This window comes from Kitasatospora sp. NPDC087315 (assembly GCF_044744345.1).
GTDB lineage: Bacteria > Actinomycetota > Actinomycetes > Streptomycetales > Streptomycetaceae > Kitasatospora.
The window spans coordinates 37,410-59,914 of record NZ_JBIUYD010000020.1 but is presented as its reverse complement, the minus strand read 5'-3'; the positions used below and the strand labels follow the sequence as shown (position 1 = coordinate 59,914).

Annotated in this window: 16 protein-coding genes; 2 read left to right on the top strand and 14 right to left on the bottom strand. The window is 73.1% G+C overall.

All coding sequences use genetic code 11. The features are described 5' to 3' along the window. Positions 1-37 precede the first annotated feature (37 nt). From ACIO5D_RS26390 to ACIO5D_RS26375, 4 genes are all read right to left on the bottom strand, one after another. Positions 38-931, bottom strand: a complete 894-nt coding sequence (locus ACIO5D_RS26390; protein WP_400798172.1) for a carbohydrate ABC transporter permease — start codon at positions 929-931, stop codon at positions 38-40. Next, complete coding sequence (locus tag ACIO5D_RS26385; RefSeq protein ID WP_400798169.1) at positions 918-1,997, bottom strand: carbohydrate ABC transporter permease; 1,080 nt, start codon at positions 1,995-1,997, stop codon at positions 918-920. Before ACIO5D_RS26385 ends, ACIO5D_RS26390 begins: the two co-directional genes overlap by 14 nt. Beyond that, the gene (locus ACIO5D_RS26380; protein ID WP_363613265.1) at positions 1,987-3,237 is read right to left on the bottom strand and encodes an extracellular solute-binding protein; all 1,251 of its coding nucleotides are present in this window, start codon (positions 3,235-3,237) and stop codon (positions 1,987-1,989) included. Before ACIO5D_RS26380 ends, ACIO5D_RS26385 begins: the two co-directional genes overlap by 11 nt. Positions 3,238-3,309: 72 nt before the next feature. Then, positions 3,310-4,302 (bottom strand): LacI family DNA-binding transcriptional regulator, encoded by a 993-nt coding sequence (locus tag ACIO5D_RS26375; protein ID WP_400798166.1) that lies wholly within the window; start codon positions 4,300-4,302, stop codon positions 3,310-3,312. A gap of 209 nt (positions 4,303-4,511) precedes the next feature. Here ACIO5D_RS26375 and ACIO5D_RS26370 point away from each other — a divergent pair, with 209 nt between their 5' ends. Next, positions 4,512-6,569 carry a glycogen debranching N-terminal domain-containing protein gene (locus ACIO5D_RS26370; protein ID WP_400798163.1) on the top strand — a complete coding sequence of 686 codons (2,058 nt, stop codon included), beginning with the start codon at positions 4,512-4,514 and terminating at the stop codon, positions 6,567-6,569. A 223-nt stretch (positions 6,570-6,792) separates the two neighbouring features. On the opposite strand, the gene ACIO5D_RS26365 is transcribed toward ACIO5D_RS26370, so the two are convergent. From ACIO5D_RS26365 to ACIO5D_RS26325, 9 genes are all read right to left on the bottom strand, one after another. Further along, a complete protein-coding gene (locus ACIO5D_RS26365) occupies positions 6,793-7,326 on the bottom strand; it encodes a histidine phosphatase family protein (RefSeq protein WP_363613259.1) in 534 nt (177 codons plus the stop codon). Positions 7,327-7,527: 201 nt separating this feature from the next. Next, a complete protein-coding gene (locus ACIO5D_RS26360) occupies positions 7,528-8,079 on the bottom strand; it encodes a hypothetical protein (protein ID WP_400798160.1) in 552 nt (183 codons plus the stop codon). Positions 8,080-8,209: 130 nt separating this feature from the next. After that, positions 8,210-9,226 carry a BadF/BadG/BcrA/BcrD ATPase family protein gene (locus ACIO5D_RS26355; RefSeq protein ID WP_363613255.1) on the bottom strand — a complete coding sequence of 339 codons (1,017 nt, stop codon included), beginning with the start codon at positions 9,224-9,226 and terminating at the stop codon, positions 8,210-8,212. A 114-nt stretch (positions 9,227-9,340) separates the two neighbouring features. Next, positions 9,341-10,630 (bottom strand): 6-phospho-beta-glucosidase, encoded by a 1,290-nt coding sequence (locus ACIO5D_RS26350; protein WP_363613253.1) that lies wholly within the window; start codon positions 10,628-10,630, stop codon positions 9,341-9,343. Then, entirely contained in the window at positions 10,630-11,547 is a 918-nt protein-coding gene (locus ACIO5D_RS26345; protein ID WP_363613251.1) for a carbohydrate ABC transporter permease, read from the bottom strand. The genes ACIO5D_RS26350 and ACIO5D_RS26345 overlap by 1 nt, the downstream gene beginning before the upstream one ends. A 21-nt stretch (positions 11,548-11,568) precedes the next feature. After that, positions 11,569-12,567 carry a sugar ABC transporter permease gene (locus tag ACIO5D_RS26340; protein WP_363613249.1) on the bottom strand — a complete coding sequence of 333 codons (999 nt, stop codon included), beginning with the start codon at positions 12,565-12,567 and terminating at the stop codon, positions 11,569-11,571. An 18-nt stretch (positions 12,568-12,585) separates the two neighbouring features. Next, the gene (locus ACIO5D_RS26335; RefSeq protein WP_400655952.1) at positions 12,586-13,938 is read right to left on the bottom strand and encodes an ABC transporter substrate-binding protein; all 1,353 of its coding nucleotides are present in this window, start codon (positions 13,936-13,938) and stop codon (positions 12,586-12,588) included. Positions 13,939-14,150: 212 nt separating this feature from the next. Further along, the gene (locus ACIO5D_RS26330; protein WP_363613245.1) at positions 14,151-15,347 is read right to left on the bottom strand and encodes an ROK family transcriptional regulator; all 1,197 of its coding nucleotides are present in this window, start codon (positions 15,345-15,347) and stop codon (positions 14,151-14,153) included. Between the two features lie 365 nt (positions 15,348-15,712). Further along, entirely contained in the window at positions 15,713-16,840 is a 1,128-nt protein-coding gene (locus ACIO5D_RS26325) for a mechanosensitive ion channel family protein (RefSeq protein WP_400798278.1), read from the bottom strand. Between the two features lie 563 nt (positions 16,841-17,403). Between ACIO5D_RS26325 and ACIO5D_RS26320 the strand changes: the two genes are divergently transcribed. Further along, the gene (locus ACIO5D_RS26320) at positions 17,404-18,048 is read left to right on the top strand and encodes an HNH endonuclease (RefSeq protein ID WP_363613241.1); all 645 of its coding nucleotides are present in this window, start codon (positions 17,404-17,406) and stop codon (positions 18,046-18,048) included. 136 nt (positions 18,049-18,184) lie between these two features. On the opposite strand, the gene ACIO5D_RS26315 is transcribed toward ACIO5D_RS26320, so the two are convergent. Continuing rightward, positions 18,185-22,147 carry a beta-N-acetylglucosaminidase domain-containing protein gene (locus ACIO5D_RS26315; protein WP_400655956.1) on the bottom strand — a complete coding sequence of 1,321 codons (3,963 nt, stop codon included), beginning with the start codon at positions 22,145-22,147 and terminating at the stop codon, positions 18,185-18,187. Positions 22,148-22,505: the final 358 nt, after the last annotated feature.

Genomic DNA, 22,505 nt, shown 5'->3' with positions numbered 1-22,505 from the left:
TCAGGGGTCGGTCGGTACGGCGGACGGGCGGCCGGGTTCACTCCTTGAGCGAGCCCGAGTTGGCGCCGCGCACGAAGTAGCGCTGGAAGCAGAAGAAGAGGATCGCGACGGGGATGGTGGAGACCAGCGCCGCCGCCAGCTTGAGCGGGTACTGCGTCCCGGAGCCGAGCCCGCCGGAGACGAAGTGCGCCAGACCGGTGGTCAGGGTGTCGTGCTCGCTGGACTGGGTGGAGACCAGGAAGTGCGTGAACTCGTTCCACGAGCCCTGGAAGGAGAGCACGGTGAGCGTGATCAGCGAGGGGCGGGACATCGGCAGGACGACGGACCAGAAGACGCGCAGGACACCGGCGCCGTCGATGCGGGCGGCCTCCTCGATCTCGCGCGGCACCGACTCGAAGAACTGCTTCATGATGAAGATGCCCGCGGCGTCGACGAGCAGCGGCAGGATCATGCCGCTGTAGGTGTCGAACATGCCGAAGCTCTTCAGCACCAGGAACTTCGGGATCAGCAGCACGACGCCCGGGACGGCCATCACCGCGAGCACGAAGGCGAACAGCAGCCGGCGGCCGGGGAACCGGAGCCGGGCCAGGGCGTAGCCCGCCATCGAGTCGAACAGCACCCGCCCGGCCGTGACCAGGACGGCGATCACCGTGGAGTTGCCCAGCCAGGTCAGGAACGGGACGTTCGCGACGCCGTCCGCCAGGCCGAAGAGCCGCCGGTACGCGGCGAGCGTCCCGTCGCCCGGGAACAGCGACATCGGGTTGGCGGCCGCCTCCGGGTCGGTCTTGAAGCTGTTCGCCAGCTGGAGGAGGAACGGCAGCAGATAGAGCAGCGCGAACCCGGCCAGGGCCGTGTAGCCCAGGATCCGTACCGGCCTCGGGAAGCGGCCGAGGACCGGCCGCTCCTGTTCGGGCTTGTCAGTGTGTGGCACGGCCGGCTCCCTTCGGCTTCCGCTTCGGCTTGGCGTCCCGCTCGCGCAGGACCCAGCGCTGCAGGGCCGTGAGCAGCAGGATGATGGCGAGCAGGACGAACGCGATGGCGGCGCCCTGCCCGTAGTCGGCGTTGTCGAAGCCGGCCGAGTAGGACAGGTACGCGGGCGTCAGCGTGGTGTTGCCGGGGGCGCCCTTGCCCATCACATAGACCTGGTCGAAGACCTGCCAGGTGGAGATCAGCCCGAGGGTGAGGACCAGGAAGAGCACCGGCCGCAGCGCGGGCAGCGTGACGTGGCGCAGCAGCTGGCGCCGGTTGACGCCGTCCAGCGCGGCGGCCTCCTCCAGTTCGCGGGGGATGTTCTGCAGGGCCGCGAGGAAGATCAGCATGAAGGTGCCGGAGGTCGTCCAGACGGCCATCAGGATGAGGGTGCACATCGCCACCGACGGACCGGAGAACCACTCCGACCAGGAGAGGCCCAGCGGGCCGTGGCCCGCCGAACCCCCGCCCTGCGCGGGGCCGGAGACGCCGAACCAGCCGAGGACGACCCAGACGATGCCGCGTGGATCGGCGAACCAGTTCGGGCCCTTCACGCCCAGCCAGCCCAGCATCCGGTTGACGGCGCCGCTGCCCTGGAAGAGGAAGAGGAAGACCGTCGAGATCGCGATCGAGCTGGTGACCGAGGGGAAGTAGAAGACCGTCCGCAGCGCTCCCTTGCCGCGCAGCATCCGCTGGTTGACCATGATGGCGAGGAAGAGCGCCAGCACCGTCTGGAGCGGCACCGTGAGCACCACGTAGTACAGCGTGTTGCGCATCGAGGTGGCGAAGAGGGCGCGGTCCAGCCCGTCCTCGGTGAACAGGTTGCGGTAGTTCTGCAGTCCGACGAAGTCGGCCTGGCCGCTGAACGGGTTGGACTGGCCGTCCCAGTGCAGCAGGCTCACCCAGAGCGCCATCAGGATCGGCAGGACGAGGAACAGGCCGAGGACCAGGACCATGGGGCTGACGAACAGCCAGCCCCATGCTCCCTCACGCAGGCTTCGTCGGCCCGGCGTGCTGTTACTTGGCATTCTTCAGGGCCTGCTCGCCGTTGCGCTGGAGGTTGGCGAGGATGGTCGCCGGGTCGCCGGTCTTCAGCGACTGCAGATCGGTGTTGAACTGCGTGAGCACCTGGTTGAAGCCGGGGATGGTCACCGGCGCCTGGGAGTGGGCGACCCCGTCGACCCAGGCCTTGGACTGCGGGTACTTCTCGGCGTAGGTGGCCAGCGCGCTGGTGCGCGAGGGCATCACGCCGAAGGCGTCGGCGAAGTTCATCTGCTGGTTCGCCGAGGTCAGGTGCTTGACCAGGTCGACGCCGGCGGCCTGGTGCTGGCTCTTGGCGGCGATGCCCCAGCAGTTGCTGAACGCGAGGGTGCCCTGGCCCGCCGGGCCGGCGGGCAGCGGGAGCACCTTGTAGGAGAGGTCCGGGTAGTCGGCGGCCATCGCGCCCTTGAGCCAGTTGCCCTCGATGGTCATCGCGGCCTTGCCCTTGCCGAGCGCCTCGCCGCCCCAGCCGGCGTCCACCTCGGCCACGTACTTGGCCGAGCCGGCCTTCATCATGGACTGCACGTACTCCAGGGCCTGCTTGTTGGCCGGGCTGTCGGCGGTCATCGTGGTCTGCTCGGGGTTGGTGATCCAGCCGCCGGCCTGCTTCATCAGCGCGCCGAGCCGCTGGTAGTCCGGGGCGACGACCAGACCGGTCGTCCCGTCCTTGGTCAGCTTGGCGGCGTCGTCGGAGAGCTGCTGCCAGCTGGTGGGGTAGTCGGCCTCGGTCAGCCCGGCCTGCTGCCAGAGCGTGGTGTTGATCGCCAGCGCGAGGGTGGAGCTGTCCTTGGGCAGGCAGGTGAGCTTGCCGTCGTAGCTGAACGCCTTGCGCAGCTGCTCGGAGAAGTCCGAGGCGTCGGGGATCTGATCCCCGTAGGCGTACAGCGAGCCGCCCTTGGCGTAGTTCGCGAACTGGTCGGAGTTGACGTAGAAGAGGTCCGGCGGGTTGCCGCCGGCGAACGCCTGGCCGAGCTGCTGGTTGATGTCGCTGGCGATCTGCACCGTGACGGTGTTGCCGGTCTGCTTGGCCCAGTCGGCGGTGGCGGCCTTGACCGCGGCGGTCTCGGCGTCGCCGGAGGTGGCTATCAGCACGTTCAGGCTCTGGCCTTCGCCGGAGGCCTGCGTGGCCGGTGAGTCGCTGAAGCCGCCGGAGGAGGAGCAGCCGGTGACGGCGCCGAGGGCGACGACCGCGCAGATGGCCGCGGCGAGGGTGCGAGTGGTGGCCATGCAGGTTCTCCTTGCGAGGGTGGGGGGTGCTTGGAGGGGGGGATGGAGGGCGAAGCGGACCGGGCCGGGCGGTCAGACGCTGTCGCGGAGGACCAGCGTGGGAGCGAGCAGCACGTGCTCGGTCGGGCGCCGGGCGTCGCCGAGGCGTTCCAGGAGCAGCCGCATGCACTCGCGGCCCACCGCGTCGAGCGGCTGGGCGAGGCTGGACAGCGCGGGGAAGAGCGCCGGGGCGATGGGGGAGTCGTCGAAGCCGATGACGGCCGCGTCCGGGCCGGGCGTGCGGCCGCTGCGGCGGAGCGCCTGGTACCAGCCGACGGCGAGGGTGTCGCTCGCCGCCACCGCGGCGGTCGCACCGCCCGCGAGCAGCCGCTCGGCGGCCTCGGTGGCGCTCGCGGGGTCGTCCAGGCTCTCGACCCGGCGGCCCCGGATGGAGAGGCCCAGCTCGCGCATGGTGGTCTGCCAGCCGCGGGCACGGTCGTCACCGACGCCGGAGCCCTTCGGCCAGCCGAGGAAGCCGATCTTCTCGTGGCCCTGCCCGGCCAGTCGGCGGACGGACGCCGCGGTGCCGGCCGCACCGTCGACGTCGACCCAGTCGCCGACGTCCCGGCCGGACCAGGTACGGCCGAAGGCGACGAACGGGACGCCGCGGTCGTGCAGCCAGCCCTGACGCCGGTCGCCGCGATCGGTGCCGCTCAGGACGAATCCGTCGGCCCCGTGCTCGTCCAGTAGCCGCTGGTAGCAGCCCAGTTCGTCGTCCCCGGGGGTGGCGGCGAACAGCACCACCCGGTAGCCCGCCTGGTCGGCGGCCTCGGAGAGGGAGTGCAGGAACTGGTCGAGCACCGGGGTCGGGGCGCCCGCCAGGCTCGGCCGGATGCCGTAGCCGATGAGCTTGCTGGCCCTGGTCCGCAGCGCCTGGGCGGCCCGGTGCGGCCGGTAGCCGAGCTCGTCGATCGCGCGCTGGACCCGCTCCAGCGTCTGCGGGCGGAGCAGTTCGGGGGAGTTGATGGCGTTGGAGACCGTCTGACGGGCCACGCCCGCCCGGGCGGCGACCATCTCGAGCGTCACCGACGAGCCCGCCTTCGGCGCGGGGGAGGAACTTGCAGGCATGGCGGTGGTCCCGGGGTTCGGTCTCGTTCGGCGAATTACTTGGAGCGTTCCAAGACGGTGTTCCATTAGCCCCACCAGGGGGTTAGTGTTTTGGAACGCTCCAATGACAGAAAGGTTGCGCCCGGATGGAAGCAACTGTCAAGCCCCAAAACGAGGATGCCGAGGCCATGTCAGAGATCAGCCTGCAGCCGTTTCTGCACGACGCCCAGCTCTCGGTGGCCGCCCCGAGCTTCTGCGCCTCGCGCTCGGACGGCCAGGTCGGCGGCGGCGCGGACGGCTTCTACCACGGCGACCGACGGTTCCTCTCGCGCCTGGAGATCGGCGTCCCGGGCGTTCCCAACGCACCCGTCGCCACCGCGCAGGGCGACGACGGACAGACCACCTTCGTCACCGTGCTGCGCGGCCTCGCCGAGCTGACCGCCGACCCGGCCGTCACCCTGGAACGCCGCCGCGAGCTCCGGCCCGGCCGCCTCACCGAGCGCTACACCGTCCGCAACGCGGGCGGCCTCACCGCCCGGCTCCGCCTCGACCTGCGCGCGGAGAGCGACTTCGCCGCCATGGACGAGGTCAAGGCCGGCCGCGACGTCCCCGCCACCGCGCCCGCCGCCCACCAGGACGGCCTCCGCTGGTCCGAAGGACCGCTCACCGCCACCCTCACCGTCTCACCGGCACCCGACCACCGCGCCACCGACACCGGTGTCCTGGGCTTCGACCTCGAACTCGCGCCCGGCGCCAGCTGGCAGGCCGTCCTGGAGTGCACCGCCGAACACCGCGACGGCGACCTCTTTCCCGCGCCCTCCGCCGGCGCCGCCCCGTGGAACACCCCCGAGGTGACCGGACGGGACCACCACCTCGCCCACTGGATCGACCGCTCCCACCGCGACCTGCGCGGACTCCTGCTCTCCGACCCGCTGCGGCCCGAGGACCACTTTCTCGGCGCCGGAGCACCCTGGTTCCTCACCCTGTTCGGCCGGGACTCCCTCTGGGCGGCCCGGATGATGCTCCCGTTCGGCACCGACCTCGCCGCCGGGACGCTGCGCACCCTGGCCCGCCGGCAGGGGCGGGCCGTCGACCCGGCGACCGAGGAGCAGCCCGGCAAGATCCTCCACGAGGTCCGCCGCGAGGAGCAGCACCTCGACGCCGGCTCCCAACTGCCGCCCTGCTACTACGGAACCGCCGACGCCACCCCGCTCTGGATCACCCTGCTGCACGACGCCTGGCGCTGGGGCCTGCCCGGGGACCAGGTCGAGGAACTGCTGCCGTACGCCGAATCCGCGCTGACCTGGCTGGAGCACCACGCCGACGCCGACGGCGACGGCTTCCTGGAGTACGTGGACACCTCCGGCACCGGCCTGTCCAACCAGGGCTGGAAGGACTCCTCCGACAGCATCCGCTTCCGCGACGGCCGGATCGCCGACGCGCCCATCGCGCTCAGCGAGGTGCAGGGCTACGCCCACGAGGCCGCCGTCGCGGCGGCCACGCTGCTGGACGCCTTCGGCCGGCCGGGCGCCGACCGCTGGCGGCAGTGGGCGGAGGACCTGCGGCTGCGCTTCCGCGCCCACTTCTGGGCCGAGGACGCCCACGGCCCGTACCCGGTCGTCGCCCTCGACCGGGACAAGCGGAAGGTCGACTCCATCGCCTCCAACATGGGGCACCTCCTCGGCACCGGCCTGCTCGACGAGGAGGAGAGCGCGCTGGTCGCCCGGCGGCTCACCGCCCCGGGCATGGACAGCGGCTTCGGCCTGCGCACCCTCGACGCCGACGCGGCCGGCTTCAACCCGCTCGGCTACCACACCGGTTCGGTCTGGCCGCACGACAGCGCCATCGCCGTCCACGGCCTGGCCCGCGCGGGCCTGCACGACGCCGCCGCGCCGCTGGCCGCCGGTCTGGTCCGCGCCGCGGCGGCCTTCGACCAGCGGCTCCCCGAGCTGTTCGCCGGCCACCCCCGCGGCCAGTACGCCCGACCGGTCCCGTACCCGGCGTCCTGCCGGCCCCAGGCCTGGGCCGCGGCCTCCTCCGTGCTGGTCCTCCAGGCACTGCTCGGCCTGGAGGCCGACGCGCCCAACCGGCGGCTGCGGGTCCGCTCCCACATCACGCCCGGGTACGAGGCACTGCGCGTGACCGGCCTGACGGTGGCGGGCCTGCCGATCGAGGTGTCGACCGACCACACCGGGGCGATCGACCTCCGCGCGCCGGAGGGCTTCACGACCACGACCGGGCACTGACCCGCACCCGGGCCCCGGCGGCATGCCGTTCTCCCCGCACGCCCCCGTGCCGGACGAGCGGCAGGCCGCCGCGTCCTGGGTACCGAGGCGGTCGGCGACCCCGGCCCGAGCCCAGGCCGACCGGACCGCCCGCGACCGCCTGGTCTTCGGCCCCTGCCCGCGCACGGCGGCAGCGGTGTAGCACCGCCGGCCCGACTCCGTACCCGGCAAGGGCCGCTGGGCGTCAGCCCTGCGGGGTCCAGTAGCCGACGAGCCGCGCGCTGCCGGGCCCGAGGCTCTTCCAGGAGCCGCTGAACGCCAGGACGGCGACGGCGGCGGTGGGGAACTCCGACCGCTCCATGCGGGCGCGCAGGTCTCCCTCCGCCTCCCCGGCGAGGGTGTCGGCCAGCGCGTGCATCTCGGGATTGTGGCCGACCACGAGCAGGTCGTTCACCTCGTCGGAGGTCCCGTTCACGAGCGCGATCAGCCCGCCGAGCCCGCCCTCGTCGTGGCCGGGCGTGTAGAGCGCCTCCTCGTAGCCGGCCGCGGGCTTCTCCGGAAACTCCTGGGCCATCAACTCCCAGGTCTCCCTGGTGCGGACGGCGTCGGAGACACGCGCCAGACCGGGCGTGAGGCCGGACCCGGCGAGCCACCGCCCGGCGAGCGGCGCGTCCGTGCGGCCCTGGTCGTCCAGGTGGCGCTCGTGGTCGACCTGTGTCTCCCGCTCGGCCCGCGCATGACGGACCACAATGATCCTTCGAGTGGCGTCGGTGGTCATCGGCGATCTCCGTCCTCCCTCACGCGGCGCGCGATGGGATCGATTACGACACGTTCCGTCCACCAACGATACAAAGCCGCCCGGCGAGGTGATCATTGGCCGGCGTCACTGATCGGGCATCACCACCGGTCGCACCATGGGGAGAAGCCCACTGCTCCACCGGCCCGGGACGCCGTCCCCGGGGCAGGACCTCATGAGCCCTCAGGGGTGGTACAGCTCCCCGATCCGCATGATCCGGCCGCGTGAGTCCAGCACCACGTCGTAGTCGCTGCCGTAGCAGCCGTACGGGGGCTCGGGTTCGCGGTCCGCGAGGCAGTCGTCGAGGTGGTCGACCAGCTCCGGCACCGGTACCGGCCTCGCCGGTTCGGCGTGTTCCAGATCGACCAGGGTGGCGGTCGCGGTGGCGGCGAAGGTGTAGCGGGCGGGGGAGCCGGTGGGCTCGTAGTAGCCGTCGTCGGGGATGTCCGGGCCGCAGACGAACCGGGTGGGGCGGGCGGTGAGCTGGTCGCGGGCCACGGTGACCACCTGGAGGACGCGGTGGCCGGGGCGTTCGGCGGCGGTGGTGCAGGCGGCGGCCGCGGGGGAGACCAGGGCGACGGCCGGACCGTCGGCACCGTCGCCGTCGTCGTCACCGTCGTCGAACTCGCCGCCGGCGGCCACCGTCGGGTCCTCGTCCACCGGGGTGCAGGCGGAGAGGCCGAGGGCGGCCGTACAGAGCAGCAGGGCGGCGAGCAGCAGACGGGGCGCGGTCATGACGCAAGTCTCCCTGGGGCGTGACCGGATTCGGCACCTCCGTACACGACGCCCGCCCCGGCCGCGGTTCCACGCGGGCCGCCCCCGACGGGTGTGCGGACCGGTCGGGGGCGGAGTGTCCGGACGGGCGTTACGCCGCGACGGGCCGTGCGGTGTCGTACGCCTCGCGGAGCCGGGACTGCGCCCCGGCGCCGGCGCCCAGGTGGTCCAGGCCCAGCAGCGCCGCGCCCAGGACGGGCGGAGCGACCACGACCCGCGGCTCGGCCAGCGGGGCGGCGGCGGCCAGCCGGGCCGTCAGGTTGTCGAGCAGCAGCGGCTGCCGGGAGGCGAGCACGCCGCCGCCCAGCACCAGCGGCGTGGGCGAGTCCAGCAGGTCGAGCCGCCGCAGCGCGACGACGGCCAGCCGGGTGATCTCGTCGGCCTGCCGGTCGATCAGCTCCAGCGCCACCGGGTCGCCCTCCTCGGCGACCGCGAACAGCACCCGGACGATCTCGTGCATCCGCGCCGACGGCAGGTGTCCGAGGTGGATGGCCTCGGCGACCGTGCCCGTGCTCGGCAGGCCGAAGTGCTCGGCGATGGCCCGGGCGAGCGCGGTCGGGCCGCCGCGGCCGTCCTCGGCGCGGACGGCGTGCCACATGCTGCTGACGGCGAGGCCGGCGCCGCCGCCCCAGTCGCCGGTGAGTTCGCCGAGGGCGGGGAAGCGGGCGGTGCGGCCGTCGGGGAGCAGGCCGACGCAGTTGATGCCGGCGCCGCAGACGACGGCGACGCCGCGCGGGCCGTCGGTGCCGGCCCGCAGCAGGCCGAAGGTGTCGTTGGCGACGGTGTTGCTGACGCCCCAGGGGTGCGACTCCAGGGCGGTGCGCAGCGCCTCCTCCTCCACCGGGAGGTCGGCGTTGGCGAGGCAGGCGCTGACGTGGGTGGTCAGGATGCCGTTCAGGGAGAGCCCGGCCGCGGCGGCCGCCTCCTCGACCAGCGGTGCGAGACCGGCCACGGCCGCCGCGCCGCCGGTCTTCTGCGGTGTGAAGCCGCCGCCCCGGGCGGAGCCGTGGACGGTGCCGTCGGCGCCGATCAGGGCGACGTCGGTCTTGGAGTTGCCCGCGTCGATGGCGAGAACGCCGGGCAGAAGTGGTTCGGGCTGGTGGGTCATCAGGTCCCCGCGGCTCGTACGTGGCCCGGCCGTTGTCCCCGGCCGGGGGTGGTCGGTCTCCTCGCGGCCCGGCCCGTGGCCCCGGTGGGGGCGCGGGCCGGGCACGCGGGCGCCTCAGGCCCAGGCGAGGTGCTCGCGGTTGTGCGCGAGCAGCCGGTCCGTCAGCTGGTCGGCGAGTTCGATCTGGCCGACCAGCGGGTGGGCGAGCAGGGCGTCGAAGACCCGGTCGCGACCGCCGCGCAGGGCGGCGTCGAGCGCGAGGTGCTCGTAGCAGGTCACGGCGGCGATCAGGCCGGCGTACAGCGGCTCGACGGCCCGCTGGGGCAGCGGGCGCACACCGGCCGCGTCCACCTCGGCCGGCACCTCGATGACGGCGTCGTCGGGCAGGAACGGCAGCACGCCGTCGTTGCGGGTGTTGACGACCTGGACGGAGGTCCGGCCGTCGGTGCCCAGCAGGGAGGCGATCAGCTGCACCGCGGCCTCGGAGTAGAACGCGCCGCCGCGCTTGCCCAGCAGCTCCGGCTTGGTGTCCAGGGCCGGGTCGGCGTACATCTCCAGCAGCTGCCGCTCGATCTCGGCGACCTCGGCCGCCCGCGAGCCCTTCTCCTTGAGCTCCTGGACCACCACGTCGTGCTGGTAGAAGTAGCGCAGGTAGTAGGACGGGACGACGCCGAGCCGTTCGATGACGGGCTGCGGCAGGTGCAGGTCGGCCGCGATCTCCTTGCCGTACGTGCCCAGCAGCTCGGGCAGCACCTCGCGCCCGGTGGACGCGCCCGGGGCGTCGAGCAGGGTGACGCCGCGCTCCCAGGTCAGGTGGTTGAGGCCGACGTGGTCCAGGCGGATCAGCTCGGGGTCGACGCCGAGGTGTCCGGCGAAGCGGCGCTGGAAGCCGATCGCCACGTTGCAGAGGCCGACGGCCTTGTGCCCGGCGTTCCGCAGGGCCCGGGTGACGATGCCGACGGGGTTGGTGAAGTCGACGATCCAGGCGTCGGGGTTGGTGCGGCGGACCTTCTCGGCGATGTCCAGCACCACCGGGACGGTGCGCAGGGCCTTCGCCAGGCCGCCGGCCCCGGTGGTCTCCTGGCCGACGCAGCCGCACTCCAGCGGCCAGGTCTCGTCCCGGTTGCGGGCGGCCTGTCCGCCGACCCGCAGCTGGAGCAGCACCGCGTCGGCGTCGGCGACACCGGCCTCGACGTCGGTGGTGGTCGTCACGACCGCGCCGTGGCCCTGCTTGGCGAAGATCCGCCGGGCCAGCCCGCCGATCAGCTCCAGCCGGTCGGCGGCCGGGTCGATCAGGACGAGTTCGCCGATCGGCAGGGTGTCGCGCAACCGGGCGAAGCCGTCGATCAGCTCCGGGGTGTACGTCGATCCGCCGCCTACGATGGCCAGCTTGAGTGCGGACATCAGCCCTTGACCCCTGTCAGTGTCACGCCTTCGATGAAGGCCTTCTGTGCGAAGAAGAAGAGGATGATCACCGGTGCCATCACCAGCAGGGTGGCGGCCATGGTGAGGTTCCAGTTGGTGTGGTGGGCGCTCTTGAAGGACTCCAGCCCGTAGGAGAGCGTCCAGGCGCTGGGCTTGTTGCTGGCGTAGATCTGCGGGCCGAAGTAGTCGTTCCAGGCGTAGAAGAACTGGAACAGCGCCACGGCGGCGATGGCCGGCTTGGCCATCGGCAGCACGACCTTGAGCAGGGTGCGCAGGTCGCCGCAGCCGTCGATCCGGGCCGCCTCGATGTACTCCTTGGGGATGGTCAGCAGGAACTGGCGCAGCAGGAAGATCGAGAAGGCGTCGCCGAAGGCCATCGGGATGATCAGCGGCCAGAGGGTGCCGGTGAGGTGCATCTGCTTCGACCAGAACAGGTACATCGGGATGATGGTGACCTGGGGCGGCAGCATCATCATCGAGATGACGGCCATCAGGGCCAGATTGCGGCCCCTGAAACGGAACTTGGCGAGCGCGTACGCCACCGGGAGGCTGGAGACGATGGTCAGGACGGTGCCGAGACCGGCGTACAGCAGGGTGTTGCGCCACCAGGTGAGGAAGCCGGGGGTCTCCCATACCGTGCGGTAGTTGCCCCACTCCCAGGAGGTGGGCCAGTAGTTGGTGGTGAGCGCCTGACTGTCCGTCATCACCGAGGTGAGAAAGGCGAAGACGAACGGCAGCAGGAAGAACAGCGTGGCGGCGATGGCCAGCGAGTGGACGGCGACCCAGTTGAGCGCCGCGCGGCGGCGGGCGGCCCGGGCGGCGGCGCCGCGCGGGCCTGAGGTGCCCGAAGTGCCGGACGGTGTACGGGGCTTGGTGAGCGTGGTGCTGAGAGTCATGGTGGGGTCCTCACTGGTCCGCTAGTCGTCGCTCGCCATGAAGCCGGACTTGCGGCGCAGCAGGAGCGAGGTGACGGCCATCGCGATGGCGAACAGCACGAGGGCGACCACGCAGGCCGCGCCGTTGTTGAAGCGCTGGAAGCCGAGGTTGTAGACCATCTGCGGCAGGGTCCAGGTGGAGCCCTGCGGGAAGCCGGGCTCGAACTGCTGCCCGGAGTTGCCCGCGATGCCGCCGGCGACCTTCCCCGCGACGATCGCCTGGGTGTAGTACTGCATGCTCTGGATGACGCCGGTGACCACCGAGAACATGATGATCGGCGAGATGTTCGGCAGCGTGACGTAGCGGAAGCGCTGGAACGGTCCGGCGCCGTCGAGTTCGGCCGCCTCGTACTGCTCCCTGGGGACGTCCAGCAGGGACGCCATGAAGATGACCATCAGGTCGCCGATGCCCCACATGGCGAGCATGGTGAGCGCGGGCTTCGACCAGTCGGGGTCGGCGAACCAGCCGGGCTGCGGCAGCCCCAGTTCGCCGAGGAAGTGGTTGACCGGGCCGGTGCCGGGGTTGAGCAGGAAGGCGAAGGCCACCGTGGCGGCCACCGGCGGGGCCAGGTACGGCAGGTAGAACGCGGTGCGGAAGAAGCCGGCGCCGGTCTTCACCTTGGTGATGAGCAGCCCGATGCCGAGGCCGAACACCACCCGCAGGGAGACCATGATGACGACGAGCCAGAGGGTGTTGCGCAGGCCCTGCCAGAAGAACGGGTAGTCGTTGAAGACGTAGTCCCAGTTCTTCAGGCCGTTGAAGGTGGGGGCCCCGAAACCGTTGTACTTCATGAAGGAGAAGTAGACGGTGGAGATCAGCGGGTACAGGAAGAAGACGCAGAAGCCGATCAGCCAGGGGGAGAGGAAGGCGAGGGTGCGGGCCGCCTCCCGGCGGCGCTTCCGGCGCAGCAGGTGCTGCGAGGAGAGCGCCGCCGGGTCGGTCGGTCCGGTGCCCTTGCGGGTGCCGAACGCGAGTGACATGGGAGCTCCGTCCGGCCCTTACTTGGCCTGGGCGATGGCGGCGTCGATCTCCTTGGCGGTGGCGGTGAGGCCGGCCTGGAGGTCGCTCTGCTTGCCGGACTCGTACGCGTAGCCGAGGTTCTGCAGCGACACGATGTAGCCGCCGCCGTTGACGCTCGCCGGGGTGGTGCCCGAGTGCGCGTTCTTGGCGATGTCGAGGAAGGTCTTGAAGTTGGCGTCGCTGATCAGCTTCGGCGAGTCGAGCGCGGCGAAGGTGCTCGGCACGTTGTGGATCGCGTTGGCGAAGCTGACCACCGCGTCGGTGTCGGTGGTCAGGTACTTGACGAGCTCCCAGGCGGCGGCCTGCTTCTTGCTGCTGCTGGCGATGCCGACGATGGTGCCGGTCTGGTAGCCGCGGCCCCAGCTGTCGGCCTGGTCGTCCGGCACCGGGAACGGCGCGGTGGCCCACTCGAAGTCCGGCTTGTCGGCGGCCAGCGAGGCGGTGCGCCACTCGCCGTCCAGGGCCATCGCGACCTGGCCGGTGTGGAAGGGGTTCTTGGCGCTGAACTCCTCGCCGAAGGTGGAGCGGTACTTCTCCAGCTTGTCGAAGCCGCCGAGCTTGTCGACCAGGCCCTTCTGCCAGTTGAGCATCGCGGCGACCTTCGGGTCGGTGGCGATGCTGGACTTGCCGTCGGTGCCGAAGTACGTCGGGCCGTACTGGCCGAGGAAGTGCTCGACGGTGGTCTCGTAGCCGTGGTAGGTCGGCATGAAGCCGAGCTGCTTGAAGCCGTCGCCGTCGGCGATGGTCAGCCTGACGGCGGCGTCGGCGAACTCGCTGAAGGTCTTCGGCGGCGTGGTGATGCCGGCCTTGGTGAACGCGGCCTTGTTGTAGTACAGGCCGAAGGCGTCACCGAGCAGCGGCAGGGAGCACTGGTTGCCCTGGAACTGCGTGTAGTTGAGCATCGCGGCCGGGAAGGTCTTCGCGGTGTCGATCTTGTCCTTGTCGAGGAAGGGCTTCAGGTCGGCGAAGGCCTTCGTCGAGCAGAACATGCCGACGTTGTTGGTGGTGAAGGAGGAGACCACGTCCGGGGCCTCGTCACCGCCGGCCCGCAGGGCCTGGTTGACCTTGTCGTCGGCGATGTTGGGGACGGCCTTGACGTGGATGTTCGGGTGGGCCTTCTCGAAGGCGGCGATGTTGTCGTTGATCGCCTTCACCTCGGAGTCCTGGCTCCAGCCGTGCCAGAAGGTGATGGTGACGTCCTTGCCGCTGGCGGAGTCGTCGTTGCCGCCGTCGTCGTTGCTGCCGGTGCAGGCGGTGGCGAGCAGGGCCAGCACGGCGCTGCCGGCGACGGCGGCGAACGTACGGCGTCCTCTGCGGGAGGTGGTGTGCACTTCGAGGTCCTCCTGGGGGTGCGCGGGCAGGCGTCATTGCCTCGGGTCCCGCGTTCGGGGGTTGGGGGAGAGGTTTCAGGTGCAGTGCTGGTGGTGGTGCGAGGCGGTGCCGGGTGGTGCCGGGTGGTGCGTGGTGCCGGTGGTGCCTGGTGCGGGCGGGAGCGTCGGTGGGCGGATCAGAGGGTGGGTCGGCAGGTGGACCAGTGGGCGGGTCAGTGAGTGGAGAAGACCGCCTCGCGGGCGGCCGCCAGCGCGCGTTGCAGCGCGCCGAGCAGGACGGGCGAGCCCGGCAGGGCGCTGCTGCGGACTTCCGGCCGGGCGATCGAGATCCGGGCCAGCTCCTCCTCGACGAGCGCGCGCAGCCGTTCGCCGCCCGCACTCGGCACACCGCCGGAGACCACCACGAGCTGGGGGTCCACGACGGCGACGATCACGGCCAGTCCGACGGCGAGCCGGCCGGCCAGGGCGGCGAGGAACTCGTCGCCGGCGCCCGGGGTCTCCAGGGCCCGCGCGAGCGACTCCTCCGCGGTGGGCGCGCCGAGCCCGTGCTCCCGGGCCAGCGCCCGGACGGCGGGTGCGCCGACCAGTTCCTGGAACCCGCCGGAGTTGCGGCGGCGCACGTCCCGCACGACCGGTGAGCCGGGCACCGGCATGTAGCCGACCTCCCCGGCGCCGCCGGTGAACCCGCGGTGCAGCCGGCCGGCGATCACGATCGCGGCGCCGGTGCCCTCGCCGGCCCAGAGCAGGACGAAGTCCTCGAAGCCCAGCGCCGCACCGGAGGCCTGCTCGGCGACGGCGGCGAGGTTCACGTCGTTCTCGATCGACACCGGCGCGCCGATCGCCTCCGAGAGCTCCTGGACGAGTCTCGGCGAGTGCCAGCCGGGCAGGTGGGAGGCGTAGCGGAGCTTGCCGGTGACCGGGTCGGGGGCGCCGCCGACGCCGATCACCACGGCGCGCAGGCTGTCCTCGGCGAGCCCGGCGGCGTGGACGGTCCCGGCGACCGCCTCGGCGACCCGGGGGACGACGCCGGCCGCGGGCCAGCCCTTGGTGGGCACCACGTGCTCGGCGAGGGTGGTGCCGGTGATGTCGGCGACCGCTATCCGGACATGGCTGGTGGTGACGTCCAGTCCGGCGACGTAGCCGGCGGCCGGATTCACCTGGTACAGCTGCGCGTTGGGGCCGGGGCCGCCCGCGGTGGTGCCCACCGGCAGCACCAGCCCGGCCGCCTCCAGGCGGGCCAGCAGCTGGGAGGCGGTGGGCTTGGAGAGGCCGGTCAGGGTGCCGATCTGGGTACGGGAGAGCGGCCCGTTCTCCAGCAGCAGTTCGAGGGCGGCGCGGTCGTTGATGGCGCGCAGCAGGCTGGGGGTGCCGGCGAGGGGGGTTCGGGCGGAGCCGATGGTCCTGGTCACGCCTCGATCCTCCTCTTTCGGCCGGTGGTGGCGGGTGTCCGGGGGCGCGGCCGAGTGACGCGCCGGTGCCCGGGACGAACCGTCGGGCGAACTGTTAGGAAACTTTCCAGTTCGCTTGTGACAGGACCGTATGACCCCGCCAGAGGGGTGTCAATGGCCCTCCGGCCGGTGGATGCCGAAGCGTTACCCGGGCGCGCGGGACCGTTACCCGGGCGCGTCGAAGCGTGAGCCCGCGCACGCGGGGCCTGCTCGCGCCCCGTCCCGGTCCGCCGTGCCCGCACACGCGAGAGCCCCGCTCCCCCTGGGCGGAGGGGGGCGGGGCTCGGCGGTGTACGGACGGACCCGGCCCGGAGCCGGGCGGCCGCTCAGGGCGCCTTGGCGCCGTCCTCGGCGGGCCGCACCGGTGCCGGTATCGGCGCCGTCGCCAGGGAGCGCGGCGACGCCGGGTCCGCCAGCGCGGACGGCGGCGCGGCATCGGCGGGCGTGGTCGCCGAGGCGGTCGTCAGCACCACCGCGGCGGCGGCCGTGCCGGTGGCCGCTCCGGCGTCGGCGGCCGCCGCCGGGACCTCCTCCTTGACCTTGATCCCGGCCAGGTCGAAGGCCGTCTTCAGCCGCTGCCGCAGCGCCCGCGCCACCATCGGCGCCTTGCCCGGCGCCGTCCTGGCCTCGACCCGCAGCACCACCGAGTCCACCGCCACCGACTCCACGCCCAGGATCGAGACCGGCGCCCAGACCAGTTCGTCGAACGGCGCCTCCTTGGCCAGCGCCTCCGCCGTCTCCTGGATCAGCGCCTCGACCTGGACGAGGTCCTCCCGGTAGCCGACCTGCACGTCCACCGAGGCCGTCGACCAGCCCTGGCTCATATTGGCGATCCGCTTCACCTCGCCGTTGCGGATGTACCAGATCTCGCCGTTCGCGCCGCGCAGCTTGGTCACCCGCAGGCCGACCTCCAGCACCGTGCCGGAGGCCACCCCGGTGTCGATCTCGTCGCCGACACCGTACTGGTCCTCCATGATCATGAAGACCCCGGAGAGGAAGTCCGTCACCAGGTTGCGCGCGCCGAAACCGATCGCCACACCGGCCACACCGGCGCTGGCCAGCAGCGGTGCCAGATTGACCCCGAGCGCCGAGAGCACCATCAGCGCCGCCGTGCCCAGGATGGAGAACGACGCCACGCTGCGCAGCACCGAGCCGATTGCCTCCGAGCGCTGCTGCCGGCGCTCCGGGTTGACCACCCCGGTGTTGGCCAGCAGCCCGCCGAGCCGGCCCGGCTCGTCGTCGGCCTCGCCCGGCTTGATCATCCGGGCGATCAGCTGGGTGATCAGCTTGCGCACCACGGCCCGCAGCACCAGGGCCAGCACGATGATGAAGACGATCCGCACCCCGCCGGCCAGCCAGTCCTGCCAGTGCGAGTCGAGCCAGCCGGCCGCCTGCCTGGTGGTGTCGCTGACCTCCTGCGCGCTGGTGGGGATTCTGAGGTCGAGCTGCGGCAGCTCGGGCGCCGTGGGGCTCGGGGACGGGCTCGGCGTCGTGGACGAGGCTGTGGTCGCCGAGAGCGCCGCGGCCGTGAGCTTCGTGGACGCGTCGGCGAGGAGGCCGGCGGCACCGGACCAGGACACGTGCGGGACCTTCCTGCAGGGAGCGTGGCGGGCCCGCCGGCAGTGGCGGTGGTCGCCCCGGGGCCTGCGGACCGTCCGCCTTAGCCTATCCGCCGCCGAACCACCCGTCGGACACGCCGACGGCGCGCGGACCAGGCCCGGACGCCCCGTCAACGCACCGTCGCGCCCCCCACACCACCCCGTCGGCGGCGGTCACGCCGCTGCTCCGACCGGCCGAGCCGTCCCCCGGGAGGGCGCCCGGGTGCAACCCGTCCTTCGCCCGGGCATACCGGGTATGACAGAAGCCACACCCGGAGTTCACGTCAGGTCCGTTACACAGGAGTGGTGGCGCCGTACAAAGGCGTAAGGCGACACTGGGGGAGATCACGCACCCGCTGTGTGATCCAACCGCTCGTCCCGGCGCGAGCCACGCGCCGCAGGCGTCCAAGGAGGCATCCGTGCCGCATGTCCTGGTCCTCAACGCGTCCTACGAGCCACTCGGCGTCGTATCGATGCGCCGCGCACTCATCCTGGTCCTCAACCACAAGGCGGTCAGCCTGGAGGACTCGGGAGTCACTCTGCACAGCGCCACCAGCGCCCTTCCGGCGCCGTCCGTCGTCCGTCTGACCCGCTTCGTCCGGGTCCCGTTCTGCGGGCCCGTCCCGCTCACCCGCCGGGCGCTGTTCGCCCGTGACCACGGCCGTTGTGTCTACTGCGGGGCCGCCGCCACCAGCGTCGACCACGTCATCCCGCGCAGCCGGGGCGGCCAGCACCGGTGGGACAACGTGGTGGCCGCCTGCCGCCGCTGCAACCACACCAAGGCCGACCGCCACCTCACCGAACTCGGCTGGCGGATGAAGCGCCCACCGGCCCCGCCCAGCGGGCTGGCCTGGCGCATCATCGGCACCGGGATCAAGGACCCGCGCTGGCGGCCCTATCTGGAGCCCTACGGCGGCGGCGACCTGATGCGCGCCCCGCAGTGGGGCGAGTACGAGCACCACGACCATACCGAGGCCGCGCACCCCGTGCCCCTCGGCCGGGCGCACTCCGCCCACCAGCCCCCCGTCCGCCGCGGTGAGCATCCCGAACCGCTCTCCGCCTGATCCCGCTCCACAAGGGCTTGCCCGTCATATCTCCGGTACGCCTCATGGGCCGCCGCGCACCCCGCCCCGGGGAGCGCGGCGGCCCGCCGTCCGGGGCCTGTCGCGGACTCCGCGACGGACTGCGCCGCGGACTCCGCTACGGCTTCTGCGGCGGGGTGCCGGGCGCCACCGGCGGCGTCACCGGCTGGGCAGGGGTGCCGGGCGCACCCGGCGTACCGGGCTGGTTCGGCTGACCGGCCGGCGGGGCCTCCGGAGTGACGGCGAACAGCTCGACGCCCCAGAGCGAGTAGCCGTACTTGGTGGCCCTGGCCACGCCCTGCACCCGCAGGAACCTCGCCCCCGGCGCGTCGAAGCGCACCGTCTCGTCACCGCCCTTGCCGTCGTCCACCGTCGCCACCGTGGTCCAGGTGACGCCGTCCGGCGAGGTCTGGATCTTGTACGCGGAGGCGTACGCGGCCTGCCAGTGCAGCACCGCCGCCCCCAGGTGGGCGGCCTGCGGCAGCTCCAGCCGCACCCAGGCGTCGTCCCGGGCCGGCGAGGACCAGCGGGTCTTCGGGTCGCCGTCGGCCACCGCCGAGGCGGGGAAGGACGAGGTCTCGTCGCCCGAGGAGGTCGCCTGCGCGCCGACGGCCAGGTCCGGGCCGCCGGTCGGCGGCACCACGTGCACCTGGAGCACCTGCCGCACGGTGGTCGCGCCGGCCACGAACAGCACCGGCACCTGGTACGTCCCGGACGGCGTCCCCGGCGCGGCCGTGACCAGCAGCGGCACGCCCACCCGGCCCCCGCGCGGCACGGTCAGCCCGGCCGCCGGGGCCACCGTGAGGCCCTTGGCCGCGGCCGGCACCTCGGTCCGCAGCTCGCCGGCGGTCCCCTCCGGGCGGCCCGCCTCGACCGTCACCCGGGTCTGGGTGGGGGCGGCCGCGCCGGTCACCACGTCCAGCGCGGGGTCGGAGAGGCTCAGCCGGGCCGCCGGGGCGTCCGCGTACCAGGGGATCACCTGGTTGACCACCGGAGGCTCCCCGCCGGGCTTCCAGGCCAGCCGGAACGCGTCCGCGACCTGGCCGCCGGCCGACAGCTCGTTGTAGCCCGGCTGGACGGTGCCGATCTGCACCCAGGTGCCGTCGGCATGGCGCACCGAGACGGTGGCGGTGGCCCGCACACCCGGGTCGGTGAGCACGGTGAGCCGGTCCAGCGGGCGGGCCGCGCCCAGCTCGACGGTGAGCGGCTCGTCCGTCGCGGTCGGCGCGGTGGCCGCCCGGTAGGCGGTGTCCGGGTTGCCGTCCAGCACGGCGGACGGCGAGGAGCCGGGCAGGGCGCCGGGGCCGCCGGAGACGCTGGCCGGGGCGTCGTCCGGCGCGGTGACGGAGAACTCGCGCACCGCCACGGCGGTCTTCTGCGCGGCGGTGGCGCGCAGCCGCACGGCCCGGACGACCGTCCCGGCGGGCAGCTGCGCGGTGACGCTCTTCTGGTTCTTCACCTGGGCGAGCTGCTTCCAGCCGCCCTCGCCGGTGGAGTACTCCAGGACACCGTCGCGGATGTAGTCGTCGATCGCGCTGGCGCCGTCCGGGCCGCTGCCCCAGGAGCCCATCAGCACGGTGACACTGCCGACCGGGCGGCCGCCGCCGAGGTCCAGGCCCACCGAGTCGCCGGGCTGCGGGGGTGCCGAGCTCCAGTAGAAGGTGTCGGCGACGCCGTCGGTCATCAGGGCCGGCAGGTGGTCGTGCGCGGTGCCCAGGGTGGTGGTCGGCGTGACGCCGCCACCGGCCACACCGGCCCAGGTGTCGGCGGCCGCGACGGCGCGCTCCAGGAACGGGTCGAGCACGCCCGCGCCGACCGTCGCCGGGCTCTGCCCGAGCTGTTCGCGCAACTTGTTGAGCTCGACCCGGGCCTTCCAGGCGGCCGGGCCGTCGCCGCCGTGCTGGGCCAGCAGCATGTCCAGCGCGGCCTGCCCGGCCAGGCCGTAGTCGTGCAGCGGGGCCAGCCAGGGGGCGGCCTCGGCGGCCAGCGGGGCGGTGGCCTGGGTGGCGGCCAGGGTCTGCCGGGCGTCCGCCATCGCGGCGAAGGCCTCCCGTAGCGGGGCCGCCGCCTGTATCAGCTTGGCGAGGTCGGGGGCGGCGCCGGCGTTCGGCTCGGCGGTGGCCCAGAACCGCTCCAGCAGCGGCGTGAGGTAGCCGGACTCCTGCTTGGACAGCGGCGAGGACGAGCTGTTGCCGGCCAGCGCGGTGACGGCGGCGAGCGCCGCCCCGGCGGGCGTGGCGCCGCCGCCGGTCGGGCCGGCCAGCGAGCGCAGCGCGGCCTGCCAGGACTCGTCCGGCTTGTAACCGGACGGGTTCCAGGCGAAGTCGCCCGCGGTGGCGAGCGCGATCCGGGAGGCGACCGGCTGCCGCATCGCGCCGGTGAGCATCGCCGCGGAGCGGGTGGCGACCCCGGGGTCGCGCCCGGTGTAGGCGCCGAGGAAGAGCCGGTCCGGGGTGGCGTCGTTGACCGGGTAGTTGTCCATGGTGACCAGCGGGTGCCCGTACAGGTCCCCGGTCTCGGCGGCCTGAGCGCCCGTGATCTTCTCCGGGATCACCCCGACACCGCTCCAGGCGACCTGCACCCCGGCCGGCAGCGCGGCCGCCAGCGCCTTGCGGTAGGGCGTGGTGCCCTGCTGGTGGTACTCGGTGGGCACCACGGTGAGCGGCGCCAGCCCGGGGTTCTTCGCGATCAGCCGGTCCTGCACCTTGGCCACCAGCTCGGCCTGCGCCTTGGCGGCGGCGGCAGGCCCGGTGCCGTACCTGGAGCGGTCGTCGCCGCAGTGCCACTCGTCGTAGCTGACGTCCAGGAACTGCAGCTGGAAGGCGGTGAAGCCGAGCTTGCGCAGCCCGTCCAGCTTGGCCACCAGCGCGTCCGCGTCCCGGCCCGAGCTGTAGCAGAACGACTGCCCGGGGTCGATCGAGTACCCGAGGGTGACGTGGTTGCGCCAGGCCCGGGCGCCCAGCGCGCGCAGCTCCTCGGTCTGCGCCTGCGGGTAGGCGGTGCGCCAGCGGGAGAGCCGGTACGGGTCGTCGCCCGGGGCGTAGAGGTAGAAGTTCTGCTTGGAACGGCCGAGGAAGTCCAGCTGGTCCAGCCGCTGCTGCTGGCTCCACGGGGTGCCGTAGAACGCCTCGGCGGTGCCCCGCACCGGCGCGCCCGAGGGCCAGTCGCGCAGCGTGATGCCCGGCAGGCCGAGACCGGCCGCACCCGGCGCCTGCCCCTGCCCGGCCGGCACCGCCGCGAGCAGCTGGCGCAGGCTCTGCGCGGCGTAGAACGTCCCGGCCGCGTCCGTGCCGGCCAGCACCACCGCGCCGTACGTCCCGCCGCCCTGGGCCGGCAGCTGACCGGCCGACAGCACGTACCCGCCGGCCGGCAGCCCGCCGGGCGAGGGCGCGGCGACGTCCTTGCCGCCGGCCGCCGCGGTCAGCCCGCGCAGCACCCTGTCCACCGCGCCGCCCGCGCCCTCGGCGGGCCCGCCGACGTACACCACCAGCGAACCGGCGGCCGGCGCGTCGGCCTCCTCCTGCGGCGTCACCGAGGTCGCCCCGGCGATCTCCAGCACCTCCCGGACGGCGTCCACCGCACCGTGGTCCGCCTTCGGCGCGACCACCAGCGTCACCGCCGCCGGCACCGCGACCGGCTTCCCGGCCACACTCTGCTCCTGCGGCCGCGGGAACACCTGAGGGTTGCTCACACTGCCCAGCGGGGTCTGCGGCGCGCTGCTCACCACATCCGGCCCCGGCGCCGCCGCGTACGCCACCGACGGCACGGACCCCGCCAGCAGCCCGCCGACCACGGCCGCCGCCGACAGCGTCGCCGCGAGCCGCAGCGTCCGCCGGCCCGGCGCCCCCGGCCGGTCGGCCGCCGCCCGCTCGGCGCGCACCGAGGCCAGCAACGGCTCCGTCCCCTTGAGATCCGCGATCAGCCGGTCCGCCGTCCGCGGCGCCAGCTGGCGGCAGGTCCGCGCCGTCACCTGCCGCGCCGAGACCGCCGCCGGATGCTGGAGCACATCCCGCAGCGCGGCACTCTGCTCCACCTGCTGCCGCAGCCGCCGCCCGGCGAAGACGGATACTCGGGCTTGCACAGGAGCCTCCTCGCCGGGCTGGAACCACATCGCGGCCAAAGCCCACCAGCTGGGTGTTCCGGTGTCAATGTCACCGACGGCTATGCCAAGTTTGTCCTATTTGATCATCTGTAAAGACCGCCCCCGAACACACCCCGGGCCCGCGACACCGACCGGCGTCGCGGGCCCGGGCCGCGGCCGGAGTCGGACAATCAGTCGATCCTGCCGCGGATGCCCGAGCAGCGCGCCGACCGAGGTGCCCCGGGCGTAGCGCGCCCGTGTCGCGCCGGGTCACCGGCCCGTCACGCGGGTAGGACTGTGGCTGTCCTGACAGGGCGTTGCCGAGACATCGCAGGAGCCGCGAGTGGCCGCTTATCTC

Coding starts and splice junctions, on each gene's coding strand:
- ACIO5D_RS26385 (WP_400798169.1), bottom strand. CDS start 1,997: ATGCCAAGTAACAGCACGCCGGGCCGACGAAGCCTGCGTGAGGGAGCA.
- ACIO5D_RS26380 (WP_363613265.1), bottom strand. CDS start 3,237: ATGGCCACCACTCGCACCCTCGCCGCGGCCATCTGCGCGGTCGTCGCC.
- ACIO5D_RS26370 (WP_400798163.1), top strand. CDS start 4,512: ATGTCAGAGATCAGCCTGCAGCCGTTTCTGCACGACGCCCAGCTCTCG.
- ACIO5D_RS26365 (WP_363613259.1), bottom strand. CDS start 7,326: ATGACCACCGACGCCACTCGAAGGATCATTGTGGTCCGTCATGCGCGG.
- ACIO5D_RS26360 (WP_400798160.1), bottom strand. CDS start 8,079: ATGACCGCGCCCCGTCTGCTGCTCGCCGCCCTGCTGCTCTGTACGGCC.
- ACIO5D_RS26355 (WP_363613255.1), bottom strand. CDS start 9,226: ATGACCCACCAGCCCGAACCACTTCTGCCCGGCGTTCTCGCCATCGAC.
- ACIO5D_RS26350 (WP_363613253.1), bottom strand. CDS start 10,630: ATGTCCGCACTCAAGCTGGCCATCGTAGGCGGCGGATCGACGTACACC.
- ACIO5D_RS26345 (WP_363613251.1), bottom strand. CDS start 11,547: ATGACTCTCAGCACCACGCTCACCAAGCCCCGTACACCGTCCGGCACT.
- ACIO5D_RS26340 (WP_363613249.1), bottom strand. CDS start 12,567: ATGTCACTCGCGTTCGGCACCCGCAAGGGCACCGGACCGACCGACCCG.